This window comes from Neobacillus sp. NRS-1170, assembly GCF_050468025.1.
The window spans coordinates 41626-55648 of sequence record NZ_JBITPF010000050.1 but is presented as its reverse complement, the minus strand read 5'-3'; the positions used below and the strand labels follow the sequence as shown (position 1 = coordinate 55648).

At 41.9% G+C, this 14023-nt stretch carries 10 protein-coding genes and 1 other annotated feature; all 10 genes read left to right on the top strand.

Going from position 1 to position 14023, the window contains the following annotated elements:
- Positions 1–107: 107 nt before the first annotated feature.
- The 10 genes from rplA to fusA all read left to right on the top strand — a co-directional run bounded on the left by rplA (position 108) and on the right by fusA (position 13899).
- Positions 108–806 carry a 50S ribosomal protein L1 gene (gene rplA / locus ACIFOT_RS21825; protein ID WP_430067745.1) on the top strand — a complete coding sequence of 233 codons (699 nt, stop codon included), beginning with the start codon at positions 108–110 and terminating at the stop codon, positions 804–806.
- 53 nt (positions 807–859) lie between these two features.
- Positions 860–1005, top strand: a sequence feature (ribosomal protein L10 leader region).
- A 33-nt stretch (positions 1006–1038) separates the two neighbouring features.
- On the top strand, positions 1039–1539 hold the full coding sequence (rplJ, locus tag ACIFOT_RS21820; protein ID WP_430067742.1) for a 50S ribosomal protein L10: 501 nt from the start codon (positions 1039–1041) through the stop codon (positions 1537–1539).
- A 56-nt stretch (positions 1540–1595) separates the two neighbouring features.
- Entirely contained in the window at positions 1596–1958 is a 363-nt protein-coding gene (rplL, locus tag ACIFOT_RS21815) for a 50S ribosomal protein L7/L12 (RefSeq protein WP_335513393.1), read from the top strand.
- Between the two features lie 88 nt (positions 1959–2046).
- Positions 2047–2646 (top strand): class I SAM-dependent methyltransferase, encoded by a 600-nt coding sequence (locus ACIFOT_RS21810; protein WP_430067739.1) that lies wholly within the window; start codon positions 2047–2049, stop codon positions 2644–2646.
- Positions 2647–2902: 256 nt separating this feature from the next.
- Positions 2903–6463 (top strand): DNA-directed RNA polymerase subunit beta, encoded by a 3561-nt coding sequence (rpoB, locus tag ACIFOT_RS21805; protein WP_430067735.1) that lies wholly within the window; start codon positions 2903–2905, stop codon positions 6461–6463.
- A 279-nt stretch (positions 6464–6742) separates the two neighbouring features.
- Positions 6743–10342, top strand: a complete 3600-nt coding sequence (gene rpoC, locus ACIFOT_RS21800; protein ID WP_430067732.1) for a DNA-directed RNA polymerase subunit beta' — start codon at positions 6743–6745, stop codon at positions 10340–10342.
- A gap of 140 nt (positions 10343–10482) precedes the next feature.
- Positions 10483–10731, top strand: coding sequence for a 50S ribosomal protein L7ae-like protein (locus ACIFOT_RS21795; protein ID WP_430067729.1), 249 nt, complete (start codon positions 10483–10485; stop codon positions 10729–10731).
- Positions 10732–10834: 103 nt separating this feature from the next.
- Positions 10835–11257 (top strand): 30S ribosomal protein S12, encoded by a 423-nt coding sequence (gene rpsL / locus ACIFOT_RS21790; RefSeq protein WP_101645931.1) that lies wholly within the window; start codon positions 10835–10837, stop codon positions 11255–11257.
- Positions 11258–11298: 41 nt separating this feature from the next.
- Positions 11299–11769, top strand: a complete 471-nt coding sequence (gene rpsG, locus ACIFOT_RS21785; protein WP_289989297.1) for a 30S ribosomal protein S7 — start codon at positions 11299–11301, stop codon at positions 11767–11769.
- A gap of 48 nt (positions 11770–11817) precedes the next feature.
- Entirely contained in the window at positions 11818–13899 is a 2082-nt protein-coding gene (gene fusA / locus ACIFOT_RS21780; RefSeq protein WP_430067725.1) for an elongation factor G, read from the top strand.
- Positions 13900–14023 lie beyond the last annotated feature (124 nt).

Genomic DNA, 14023 nt, shown 5'->3' with positions numbered 1-14023 from the left:
CATGTGAAACTGGTTGTTTGTAATGAGGGGTTGCGCGTTAATAATACTCGCAGCCCTTATTCGTGGGAGAATTATTCGCTAAAACCACAATTTAGGAGGAAATAAAAATGGCTAAAAAAGGTAAAAAGTACCTAGAAGCTGTAAAGCTTGTAGATCGTACAAAAGCTTACCCAATTGCTGAAGCAGTTGAGCTTGCGAAGCAAACAAACTATGCAAAATTCGATGCAACTCTTGAAGTTGCTTTCCGCTTAGGCGTTGACCCTAAGAAAGCTGACCAGCAAATCCGTGGAGCTGTTGTGCTTCCAAACGGTACTGGTAAAACTCAACGCGTATTAGTATTCGCGAAGGGTGAAAAAGTGAAAGAAGCTGAAGCAGCTGGCGCTGACTATGTAGGCGATGCAGAATACATCAACAAAATCCAACAAGGTTGGTTCGATTTTGATGTAATCGTTGCAACTCCTGACATGATGGGTGAAGTTGGTAAGCTTGGTCGTGTATTAGGACCTAAAGGCTTAATGCCAAACCCTAAGACTGGTACAGTTACATTTGATGTAACAAAAGCCATCAATGAAATCAAAGCAGGTAAAGTTGAATACCGTGTTGACAAAGCTGGAAACATCCACGTGCCAATCGGAAAAGCATCTTTCGAAAACGAAAAGCTAGTTGAAAACTTTACAACTGTATTTGAAACAATGTTAAAAGTTAAACCATCTGCTGCAAAAGGAACATACATGAAGAACGTAACTGTTACTTCAACAATGGGCCCTGGCGTAAAAGTAGATCCTTCTACAGTTGCAGCTAGATAATTTTACCAATTGACAATTAATGCAACATCATATAGAATATATTTTGTTGTTTAATATTATAAACATTTGTACTGTAGACAGCAGGTGCCGCAAGGCTTAATGTCCTGCCGAGGTAGAGCGAATAGATTCAACTGAGTTGTTCAGTTGTTATATGCTGCCTCCATGTCTAAGATTGATATGGAGGCTTTTACTTGCCTGGTATAAATGTAGACATTCTACAGGAGGTGTAAAGATGAGCAGTGCAATCGAAACAAAAAAACATATTGTTGAAGAAATCACCGATAAGTTAAAGAGCAGCGTATCAACAATCGTTGTTGATTACCGCGGACTAACAGTTGCTGAAGTAACTGAACTTCGTAAACAACTTCGTGAAGCTGGAATTGAGTTCAAAGTTTACAAAAACACTATGACTCGCCGTGCTGCAGAAGCTGCTGAGCTTGCTGGTTTAAATGATGCATTAACAGGTCCAAACGCAATCGCGTTCAGTACTGAAGATGTAGTTGCTCCAGCGAAGATCCTAAACGACTTCGCGAAAAAGCATGAAGCACTTGAAATTAAAGCAGGTGTAATCGAAGGTAATGTTGCTACAGTTGAAGAGGTTAAAGCTCTTGCTGAACTTCCTTCGCGCGAAGGCTTGCTATCTATGCTACTCAGCGTACTACAAGCTCCAATCCGCAATCTTGCTCTTGCTGCAAAAGCTGTGGCAGAACAAAAAGAAGAACAAGGCGCGTAAGTTAATCTTAATCGCAAATTAAAATAGTAAACGAAAACTAAGGAGGAAACATTATCATGACTAAAGAACAAATCATTGAAGCAGTTAAAAATATGACTGTTTTAGAACTTAACGATCTAGTAAAAGCAATCGAAGAAGAATTCGGCGTAACTGCTGCTGCTCCTGTAGCAATGGTAGGCGGAGCTGGTGCTGCTGCTGTTGAAGAAAAAACAGAATTCGACGTAATCCTAGCTGGCGCTGGAGACCAAAAAATCAAGGTTATCAAAGTTGTTCGTGAAATCACTGGTCTTGGTCTTAAAGAAGCAAAAGATCTTGTTGACAACACTCCAAAGCCACTTAAAGAAGGTATTGCTAAAGAAGAAGCTGAAGCAATCAAAGCTAAGCTTGATGAAGTTGGAGCAAACGTTGAAGTTAAGTAATTTTGATATAAGAAAGCTCGCTGTATAAGCGGGCTTTTTTCTACTTCCTCAATTTTCTACAATATATACTCCTCTGGAGGTGAGTCTATTGTCAGAACACTACTATTCTCGAACCCAAAAGGTTGAAAGCGATCCGAAATATTGGGATTTCAGCTTAAGAAACCATACCTTCCGTTTTAAAACGGATAATGGTGTTTTTTCTAAAAGAGAAGTAGATTTTGGCTCACGGTTATTAATTGAGTCTTTTGAATTGCCGGCTGTGGAAGGGTTTGTACTGGATGTTGGCTGCGGCTATGGACCGATAGGATTGTCTTTGGCGAAAACCTATCAAGATCGACTTGTACATATGGTTGATGTGAATGAACGGGCGCTTGAATTAGCTAGGGAAAATGCGGAACTCAACCGTATTGACAATGTGAATATTTATGAAAGTGATCGGCTGCAAAATGTGAATGAAAATTCTTTCTCTGCTATTCTTACAAATCCGCCGATTCGAGCTGGAAAAAAGACGGTGCATGATATTTTTGAGCAAAGCTATGAACATCTTGTTGAGCAAGGAGAGCTTTGGGTAGTCATTCAAAAGAAACAAGGTGCACCATCCGCGCTTGAAAAATTAAAAACTTTATTTTCCCATGTAGAAACTATTGACAAATCGAAAGGTTATTTTATCATAAAAGCGATAAAGTAGTTGACTCGGAATTGTCATTGTGGTAGCATTATAAAATGCCATCATAATATTTACCGAATTATTCCTAAAAATACTTATTTTTTTAGTATAAAATCGGAGTAAGAAGGAAATGATGACAAAATAATAGTCAAAATGTGAAAATGTGGTTTTTGAGCAAAAAACCCTTTTTCTTTTTGTCTTATAGAAAGGTCTTCAGTTCCTTCTATAAGATGTAATAGATTTTTTTAAATAACGCTTGATTTGAGGGGTGAATCAGTTGACAGGTCAACTAGTTCAGTATGGACGACACCGCCAACGAAGAAGTTACGCGCGAATCAGTGAAGTTTTAGAATTACCAAATCTAATCGAAATTCAAACCTCTTCCTATCAATGGTTTCTTGATGAGGGGTTACGTGAAATGTTCCAGGATATTTCACCGATTGAAGACTTTACTGGTAACCTATCACTAGAATTTATTGATTACAGTCTTGGCGATCCAAAGTATTCTGTTGAAGAGTCTAAAGAACGGGACGTTACATATTCAGCTCCATTGCGTGTAAAAGTACGTCTTGTAAACAAAGAAACAGGCGAAGTAAAAGATCAGGATGTCTTCATGGGTGATTTCCCGCTCATGACTGAAACAGGCACGTTTGTTATCAATGGTGCAGAACGCGTTATTGTTTCACAATTAGTGCGTTCACCAAGTGTCTACTTCAGTGGCAAACTTGATAAAAACGGAAAAAAAGGTTTTACAGCAACTGTAATTCCGAACCGCGGCGCTTGGCTAGAGTATGAAACTGATGCCAAAGATGTCGTATATGTCAGAATAGATCGTACTCGGAAACTGCCCGTTACGGTTCTTTTGCGTGCCCTTGGGTTCGGCTCTGATCAAGAAATCATCGAATTGATTGGTGACAACGAATATATTCGCAACACGCTTGAAAAGGACAACACGGAAGGTGTAGACAAAGCGTTACTAGAAATCTATGAACGCCTTCGTCCAGGTGAACCGCCTACCGTTGATAACGCTAAAAGCTTATTAGTTTCGCGTTTCTTCGATCCAAAGCGCTATGACCTTGCCAATGTTGGACGTTACAAAATTAATAAGAAGCTTCACATTAAAAACCGTTTATTCAATCAACGTTTAGCAGAATCACTTGCTGATCCTGAGACAGGTGAAATCCTTGCTGAAAAAGGATTATTACTTGATAGAAGAAACCTTGATAGAATTTTACCGGCGCTTGAAAAACATATTAATTTCAAGAACTTTAATCCTGTTGGCGGCGTTGTGGAAGAAGAGATTACCCTTCAGGGCATTAAAATTTATGCGCCTGGAGATGAAAACGAAAAAGTCATTAATGTTCTCGGCAACGCCTATGTTGCGGAACCAATTAAAAATATTACTCCTGCAGATATCATTGCATCAATCAGCTATTTCTTTAACTTGCTGCATGGTGTAGGTGATACAGATGATATCGACCACTTGGGTAACAGACGTCTTCGTTCTGTTGGAGAACTATTGCAGAATCAGTTCCGTATCGGTTTATCCCGTATGGAGCGTGTAGTTCGTGAAAGAATGTCGATTCAAGACACAGCGACGATTACTCCGCAGCAGTTAATTAATATTCGTCCAGTAATAGCGTCAATTAAAGAATTCTTCGGAAGCTCACAATTATCGCAGTTCATGGATCAAACGAATCCGTTAGCTGAATTAACACATAAAAGACGTCTATCTGCATTAGGACCAGGTGGATTAACGCGTGAACGTGCAGGCTTTGAAGTGCGTGACGTTCACTATTCTCACTATGGCCGGATGTGTCCTATTGAAACACCGGAAGGTCCGAACATCGGGTTGATCAACTCCTTATCATCCTATGCGAAGGTAAATCGTTTCGGATTTATTGAAACACCATATCGCAGAGTTGACCCTGATACTGGAAAAGTAACAAGCAGAATCGATTACTTAACAGCAGATGAGGAAGATAACTATGTTACGGCACAGGCGAACTCTCGTCTAGGAGATGATGGTTCTTTCTTGGATGAAGATATCGTAGCCCGTTTCCGTGGTGAAAACACTGTAGTTAAACGTGAACGAATTGACTATATGGATGTATCACCAAAACAGGTTGTTTCTGCGGCGACTGCTTGTATTCCGTTCCTTGAAAACGATGACTCGAACCGTGCCTTAATGGGGGCGAACATGCAGCGTCAAGCAGTGCCACTAATGCAGCCAGAAGCACCAAGGGTAGGAACAGGTATGGAATATGTATCTGGTAAAGACTCCGGTGCAGCTGTTATTTGTAAGCATGAAGGTATTGTTGAGCACGTGGAAGCGCGCGAAGTATGGGTTCGTCGTATTAAAGAGGTAGACGGACAAGAAGTGAAAGGCGATCTTGATAAATATCGCATGTTAAAGTTCATTCGTTCCAACCAAGGAACATGCTATAACCAACGCCCAATTGTGGCTGTTGGAAACCGTGTAACAAAAGGTGAAATTCTCGCTGACGGTCCATCCATGGAACTAGGTGAGTTAGCACTTGGACGTAACGTTCTCGTTGCCTTTATGACATGGGATGGTTACAACTACGAAGACGCGATTATCATGAGTCAGCGTCTAGTAAAAGAAGATGTATACACATCGATCCACATTGAAGAATATGAATCAGAATCTCGCGATACGAAACTTGGACCAGAAGAAATTACCCGTGATATTCCTAACGTAGGGGAAGATGCTCTTCGCAACTTGGATGAGCGCGGTATTATCCGCACTGGTGCTGAAGTAAAAGATGGAGACCTGCTCGTTGGTAAAGTAACCCCTAAGGGTGTAACGGAGCTGACTGCAGAAGAGCGTCTTCTTCATGCGATCTTTGGTGAAAAGGCCCGTGAAGTTCGTGATACATCACTTCGCGTTCCACATGGCGGCGGCGGTATTGTTCTTGATGTTAAAGTCTTTAATCGTGAAGACGGCGATGAACTGCCACCAGGCGTGAATCAGCTTGTCCGCGTATATATCGTTCAGAAACGTAAGATTTCTGAAGGAGATAAAATGGCAGGACGCCACGGAAACAAAGGGGTTATCTCAAGAATTTTACCAGAGGAAGATATGCCATATCTTCCAGACGGTACACCAGTTGATATCATGTTAAACCCATTAGGGGTACCATCTCGAATGAACATCGGACAGGTGCTTGAGCTCCATCTAGGAATGGCAGCTAGAGCCTTAGGTATTCACGTTGCTTCGCCGGTTTTTGACGGTGCCCGTGAGGAAGATGTTTGGGGTACAATCGAAGAAGCTGGAATGGCCCGTGATGCGAAAACTGTTCTGTATGATGGACGTTCTGGTGAACCGTTTGATAATCGTGTATCTGTTGGTGTCATGTATATGATCAAACTGGCACACATGGTAGATGATAAATTGCATGCTCGTTCCACTGGACCTTACTCACTTGTTACGCAGCAGCCACTTGGCGGTAAAGCTCAGTTTGGCGGACAGCGCTTCGGTGAGATGGAGGTTTGGGCACTTGAAGCATACGGTGCTGCATACACACTTCAAGAAATTCTTACCGTTAAATCAGATGACGTGGTTGGCCGTGTGAAAACATATGAAGCCATCGTAAAAGGTGAAAATGTTCCAGAACCTGGCGTCCCTGAGTCCTTTAAAGTATTAATAAAAGAGCTTCAAAGCTTAGGTATGGATGTGAAAATTCTATCTGGCGATGAAAAAGAAATTGAAATGCGTGATACGGAAGATGACGATGAATTACAGCAAGTCGATACGTTAAACATTGTTCCAGAGGCACCAAACCTTGAATCCGAAAAGGTTGGTTCAAAAGAATAGATTTTTACGTTAAAAGCGCACAACCAATGTGTGTGCGCTTTTAACCTTTCTTTACTTCCTAGCTGCAGCGCGCAGCCAGTTTTCATCCCGAATAAGCTACTTGAGTATCTTGCGATAAGCGTTAGCTTTGAGCAGCTCGAGGTCATAAGCCAAAATCCTCCAGAAGGCAAAAACGCCTTCTTGCGGATTTCGTCTTATGCTTGTCGGGGCTAAGACGCGCGCTTCCGCTTTATTATGCACTAAGGGTAGAACCTGGAGAACGAAAGGGAGGTAGGCCCCTTGATAGACGTTAATAATTTTGAGTATATGAAAATTGGTCTTGCTTCACCGGATAAAATCCGTTCATGGTCGTTCGGAGAAGTCAAAAAGCCAGAAACCATTAACTATCGTACGTTAAAGCCAGAAAAGGACGGTTTATTCTGTGAGCGTATCTTCGGTCCGACAAAGGACTGGGAATGTCATTGCGGGAAGTACAAGCGTGTCCGTTATAAAGGTGTAGTCTGTGACCGATGCGGCGTTGAAGTAACGCGTGCGAAAGTTCGCCGTGAACGTATGGGTCATATTGAGCTAGCTGCACCTGTTTCTCATATTTGGTACTTTAAAGGAATCCCAAGCCGGATGGGTCTTGTGTTAGACATGTCCCCAAGGGCGCTCGAGGAAGTTATTTATTTTGCTTCCTATGTCGTAACTGAATCCGGTGATACTGCACTTGATAAAAAGCAACTGCTTTCTGAAAAAGAATATCGGGCTTACCGTGAAAAGTACGGAAACAAATTCCAAGCTGCCATGGGTGCCGAAGCGATTAAAAAGCTTCTTTCTGATATCGATTTAGAAAAAGAAGTAGATAGCTTAAAGGAAGAATTGAAAACTGCTCAAGGCCAGCGCCGTACGCGTGCGATTAAGCGGCTTGAAGTCTTAGAAGCATTCCGTGGTTCAGGCAACGAGCCTTCATGGATGATTCTCGATGTTCTGCCAGTTATCCCGCCAGAATTACGTCCAATGGTTCAATTGGATGGCGGAAGATTTGCAACATCTGACTTAAACGATCTTTACCGTCGAGTGATTAACCGTAACAATCGTCTTAAGCGTTTATTAGATCTTGGTGCACCTAGCATTATCGTTCAAAACGAAAAGCGGATGCTACAAGAAGCAGTTGACGCCTTGATTGATAACGGCCGCCGAGGTCGTCCGGTTACAGGTCCTGGTAACCGTCCGTTGAAGTCACTTTCCCATATGTTAAAAGGAAAGCAAGGACGTTTCCGTCAAAACCTGCTCGGAAAACGTGTTGACTATTCAGGACGTTCTGTTATCGTTGTAGGTCCAAACTTAAAAATGTATCAGTGCGGCCTTCCGAAAGAAATGGCACTTGAACTATTCAAGCCATTTGTGATGAAGGAGCTTGTTGAAAAAGGTTTAGCCCATAATATTAAATCAGCAAAACGTAAAATTGAACGAGTATCTCCAGATGTTTGGGATGTACTTGAAGATGTTATCAGAGAGCATCCGGTTTTATTAAACCGTGCCCCTACACTGCATAGATTAGGGATCCAAGCATTCGAGCCTACACTAGTTGAAGGTAGAGCAATTCGACTTCACCCGCTTGTATGTACAGCATATAACGCGGACTTCGACGGTGACCAAATGGCGGTTCACGTACCGCTTTCATCTGAAGCACAAGCAGAAGCCCGTCTGTTAATGCTTGCAGCCCAAAACATCTTGAACCCTAAAGATGGTAAACCGGTTGTTACTCCGTCTCAAGACATGGTATTAGGGAACTATTACTTGACTCTTGAACGTGAAGGCACAGTCGGTGAGGGTATGATTTTTAAAGATACAAACGAGGCGGTCCTTGCATATCAAAACGGTTATGCCCACTTCCATACTCGTGTCGCTGTACATGCCGGATCATTAGGAAATGAAACTTTTACAGAAGAGCAAAATAATAAGTTATTAATCACGACGGTTGGTAAGCTTATTTTTAATGAAATTCTGCCAAAGTCATTCCCGTATATCAATGAACCAACCCGACACAATTTAGAAGTTGAAACACCTGCCAAATATTTTGTAGAAAAAGGCGAAGATATCTCTGCGAAAATTAAAGATATGCCATTAGTTGATCCGTTCAAGAAGAAAATCCTTGGAAATATCATTGCAGAAGTATTCAAGCGTTTCAAGATTACTGAAACATCAAAAATGCTTGACCGCATGAAAGACTTAGGATTTAAGCATTCAACTAAAGCTGGTATTACTGTTGGTGTGGCAGATATCGTCGTACTAGGCGAAAAACAAGAAATTCTGAAAGAAGCACAAGGTAAAGTAGATAACGTCTTGAAACAGTTCAGACGTGGTTTAATTACCGAAGATGAGCGTTATGACCGTGTAATCGCCATCTGGAGTGCAGCTAAAGATACCATTCAAGGCAAGCTGATGAAATCCTTGAATAAAACGAACCCAATTTTCATGATGTCTGATTCCGGTGCCCGTGGTAACGCCTCAAACTTCACCCAGCTTGCTGGTATGCGCGGATTGATGGCCAACCCGGCTGGACGTATCATCGAGTTGCCGATTAAATCAAGTTTCCGTGAAGGATTAACGGTATTAGAGTACTTTATCTCTACACACGGTGCGCGTAAAGGTCTTGCCGATACCGCTCTTAAAACCGCTGACTCTGGTTACTTGACTCGTCGTCTTGTTGACGTTGCACAGGATGTTATTGTCCGAGAAGACGATTGCGGAACCGATCGCGGCTTTACAATTAGTGCCTTAAAAGACGGTACGGAAATCATTGAAGGATTGGATGAACGCTTAATCGGACGCTATGCACGCAAAGCGATCAAGCATCCTGAAACAAAAGAAGTACTTGTTCCTGAAAATGGTCTGATTACTGAAGATTTAGCGGAAATCATTGTTGGCGCAGGTATTGATACCGTGAAAATTCGCTCTGCCTTTACATGTAATACCCGACATGGAGTATGTAAGAAGTGTTATGGACGTAACTTGGCAACTGGTGAAGAGGTCGAAGTGGGCGAAGCAGTTGGTATTATCGCTGCTCAATCCATCGGTGAACCAGGTACACAGTTAACCATGCGTACATTCCATACGGGTGGTGTTGCCGGAGACGATATCACTCAAGGTTTACCGCGTATCCAAGAGATTTTCGAAGCCCGTAACCCTAAAGGTCAAGCTGTTATTTCTGAAATTGAGGGTGTTGTTGTTGGTATTAATGAGGGCCGTGACCGCCAGCATGAAATCGTTGTTCAAGGCGAGGTTGAATCGCGCACTTATAATGCACCGTATACAGCACGCTTGAAAGTAGCTATCAATGATCATGTTGGCCGCGGACAGGAATTAACAGAGGGCTCTATTGACCCTAAAGAATTAATCAAAGTAAAAGACGTGACATCTGTTCAAGAATACCTATTGCGTGAAGTGCAAAAGGTTTACCGTATGCAAGGGGTAGAAATTGGCGATAAGCACGTTGAAGTAATGGTACGTCAAATGCTGCGTAAAATCCGTGTCAGCGATGCGGGTGAAACAGATGTATTACCAGGTACACTTCTGGATATTCACCAGTTTACGGATGCGAACGAAAAAGCATTACTGTCTGGGAAAATGCCGGCGACAGGCCGTCCTGTTTTACTTGGTATTACAAAAGCATCACTTGAAACCGATTCATTCTTGTCAGCAGCATCGTTCCAAGAAACAACAAGAGTTCTTACTGATGCAGCGATCAAAGGCAAGCGCGATGAATTACTCGGCTTAAAAGAAAATGTTATCATCGGAAAACTTGTACCAGCTGGTACCGGCATGCAGCGCTACCGCAAAGCAGAGCCTGTCCTGAGGGATACGACTTCTGAAGAAACAGTGGCAGTAGATTAAAAATATTTTGTACGGTATCTGCCCAATGGCAGATACCGTATTTTAAGAAAAAAGTTTAATGTATTGTTGACATCTTATTTCGAAGATGTTACTATATCAAAGGTGCTCCTATTCACCTGATACTTTGGAGGATATGATTAATGTCTTATGAAAAAGTATTACAGGCACAAAAGATCATTATAGGAACTAAACAAACAGTGAAAGCCCTAAAGGAAGGGAAAGTTCAAGAAGTTGTCGTCGCAACCGATGCAGAACCAAAGGTTACTGGAAAGATTGTAGAAGAAGCTCTTGGATTCAACGTTCCGGTTCAATACGTTGACTCGATGAAAAAACTCGGGAAAGCGTGCGGAATTGAAGTAGGTGCGGCAGCTGTAGCAATTATCCGTTAAAAACTGTTTTTGTAGATAGAGTAGTCTGCAAAAACTTTGTTTTTGCAAAAAAATGAACCACCTGGATGTGTGGGCTTACAAATAATGAAGGGAGGAAAAATTCATGCCTACTATTAACCAATTAGTGCGCAAGCCTCGTCAATCTAAAGAGGAAAAGTCAAAATCACCTGCGCTAAATAAAGGTTACAACAGCTTCAAGAAATCACAAACTGATGTATCTTCACCACAAAAACGCGGAGTATGTACTCGTGTTGGTACAATGACTCCTAAGAAACCAAACTCAGCGTTACGTAAATATGCACGTGTACGTTTGACAAATGGTATCGAGGTGACTGCATACATTCCTGGTATCGGCCACAACCTTCAAGAACACAGCGTTGTTCTTATTCGTGGAGGACGTGTAAAGGACTTACCGGGGGTACGTTATCACATCGTACGTGGAGCGCTTGATACAGCTGGTGTAAACAACCGTATGCAAGGCCGTTCTAAATATGGTACTAAGAGACCAAAAGCAGCAAAAAAATAATTTGACACTAAATAGAAGCTTCTTTGAAAGGAGGAAAAACAATGCCACGTAAAGGTCCTGTAGCAAAGAGAGACGTGTTACCAGATCCGCTTTACAATTCAAAATTAGTTACTCGTCTAATCAACAAAATGATGATCGACGGTAAAAGAGGTAAATCTCAAGAAATTCTTTACTCTGCATTCAATACTATTCGTGAACGTTCTGGCAAAGAGCCAATGGAAGTATTCGAAGCAGCAATGAAAAACATCATGCCAGTTCTAGAAGTAAGAGCACGCCGTGTTGGTGGTGCTAACTACCAAGTTCCAGTTGAGGTGCGTCCTGACCGCCGTACAACTCTTGGTCTTCGCTGGTTAGTTAACTATTCACGTCTTCGCGGTGAAAAAACGATGGAAGAGCGTTTAGCTAACGAAATCATGGATGCAGCTAACAACTCTGGTGCTTCAGTTAAGAAGCGTGAAGATACACACAAAATGGCAGAAGCAAACAAAGCGTTTGCTCACTATCGTTGGTAATTTAACCTTCAATATAAAAACTTTCATACTAGGAAGGAGAAAGACCCAATGGCAAGAGAGTTCTCCTTAAACAACACTCGTAATATCGGTATCATGGCACATATTGATGCTGGTAAAACGACGACCACTGAGCGTGTCCTTTATTACACTGGTAAGATTCATAAAATCGGTGAAACACATGAAGGTGCATCTCAGATGGACTGGATGGAGCAAGAACAAGAACGCGGAATCACAATCACTTCCGCTGCAACAACTGCACAATGGAAAGGCCACCGTGTTAACATCATCGACACCCCAGGACACGTAGACTTCACAGTTGAAGTTGAACGTTCCCTGCGTGTACTTGATGGTGCGGTAGCTGTCCTAGATGCACAATCAGGCGTTGAGCCGCAAACTGAAACAGTTTGGCGCCAAGCCACAACTTACGGTGTACCACGTGTTGTATTCGTAAACAAGATGGACAAAATCGGAGCTGACTTCCTATATTCTGTAGGAACAATTCATGACCGTCTTCAAGCGAATGCTCATGCAATTCAGTTACCAATCGGTGCTGAAGATCAGTTTGAAGCAATCATTGACCTTGTGGAAATGAATGCTGTATTCTACGGAAACGACTTAGGTACTGATATTGAAGTACGTGAGATTCCTGACGAATTCCGCGCTCAAGCTGAAGAATACCGTGAAAAGCTAGTAGAAGCAGTTGCTGAACTAGATGAAGAGTTAATGGAAAAGTACCTTGGTGGTGAAGAAATCACTAAAGAAGAACTTAAAGCAGGGATTCGTAAAGGTACTGTTAACGTTGAATTCTATCCAGTAATTTGTGGATCTGCATTCAAAAACAAAGGTGTTCAGTTAATGCTAGATGCTGTTATTGATTATCTTCCATCTCCACTTGATGTACCTGCAATCAAAGGTCATGCTGTTGATGATGAAGAAGAAGCAATTGAGCGTCATTCAAGTGATGAAGAGCCATTCTCAGCTCTTGCATTCAAAGTTATGACTGACCCTTATGTTGGTAAATTAACGTTCTTCCGCGTTTACTCTGGTACTTTAGAATCTGGATCATATGTTCAGAACTCAACTAAAGGCAAGCGTGAGCGTATCGGACGTATCCTGCAAATGCACGCAAACAGCCGTCAAGAAATCTCTAAGGTTTATGCCGGTGACATTGCAGCTGCTGTAGGTTTGAAAGATACAACAACTGGTGATACTCTATGTGATGACAAAAACCCTGTTATCCTAGAGTCTATGCAATTCCCTGAACCAGTTATTCAACTTTCTGTTGAACCAAAATCAAAAGCTGACCAAGATAAGATGACAACAGCTCTACAGAAGCTTCAAGAAGAAGATCCGACTTTCCGTGCACATACTGACCAGGAAACTGGACAGGTTATCATCGCTGGTATGGGTGAACTTCACCTAGATATCATCGTTGACCGTATGCGCCGTGAATTTAAGGTCGAGGCTAACGTAGGTGCGCCTCAGGTTGCCTACCGCGAAACTTTCCGTGCTTCTGCACAAGTTGAAGGTAAATTCGCTCGTCAATCTGGTGGTCGTGGACAATACGGTCACGTTTGGATCGAATTCTCACCTAACGAAGAAGGAAAAGGATTCGAATTTGAAAACGGTATTGTCGGTGGTGTTGTTCCTCGTGAATACATCGCTCCAGTTCAAGCAGGACTTGAAGATGCTCTAAATCGTGGTGTTCTTGCTGGATATCCATTAGTTGATATTAAAGCAAGACTATTCGACGGATCATACCATGATGTTGACTCCTCTGAAATGGCGTTTAAGATTGCCGCTTCAATGGCTCTTAAAAATGCTGCTTCTAAGTGTCAGCCTGTAATCCTTGAGCCTATGATGAGAGTTGAAGTTGTTATCCCTGAAGAATATCTTGGTGATATCATGGGACAAATCACTGCTCGTCGTGGACGCGTAGAAGGTATGGAAGCTCGTGGTAATGCACAAGTTGTTCGTTCAATGGTTCCACTTTCAGAAATGTTTGGTTATGCTACAGCTCTTCGTTCAAGTACACAAGGTCGCGGCGTATTCTCTATGCACTTCGATCACTATGAAGAAGTTCCTAAATCAGTTTCTGAAGAAATCATCAAAAAAAATAAAGGTGAATAATTGATTTTCATCTTTAGATAAAGTATAAATACTATTGTTAGATATGGTTTCTATGAAGATAGATTGGCTCTATCTTCATAAACCCATATATATACTTAACTATTTCTTTTAAATTAAAGGAGGA

Coding starts and splice junctions, on each gene's coding strand:
- fusA (WP_430067725.1), top strand. CDS start 11,818: ATGGCAAGAGAGTTCTCCTTAAACAACACTCGTAATATCGGTATCATG.
- rplA (WP_430067745.1), top strand. CDS start 108: ATGGCTAAAAAAGGTAAAAAGTACCTAGAAGCTGTAAAGCTTGTAGAT.
- rpsL (WP_101645931.1), top strand. CDS start 10,835: ATGCCTACTATTAACCAATTAGTGCGCAAGCCTCGTCAATCTAAAGAG.
- rpsG (WP_289989297.1), top strand. CDS start 11,299: ATGCCACGTAAAGGTCCTGTAGCAAAGAGAGACGTGTTACCAGATCCG.
- rplJ (WP_430067742.1), top strand. CDS start 1,039: ATGAGCAGTGCAATCGAAACAAAAAAACATATTGTTGAAGAAATCACC.
- ACIFOT_RS21795 (WP_430067729.1), top strand. CDS start 10,483: ATGTCTTATGAAAAAGTATTACAGGCACAAAAGATCATTATAGGAACT.
- rplL (WP_335513393.1), top strand. CDS start 1,596: ATGACTAAAGAACAAATCATTGAAGCAGTTAAAAATATGACTGTTTTA.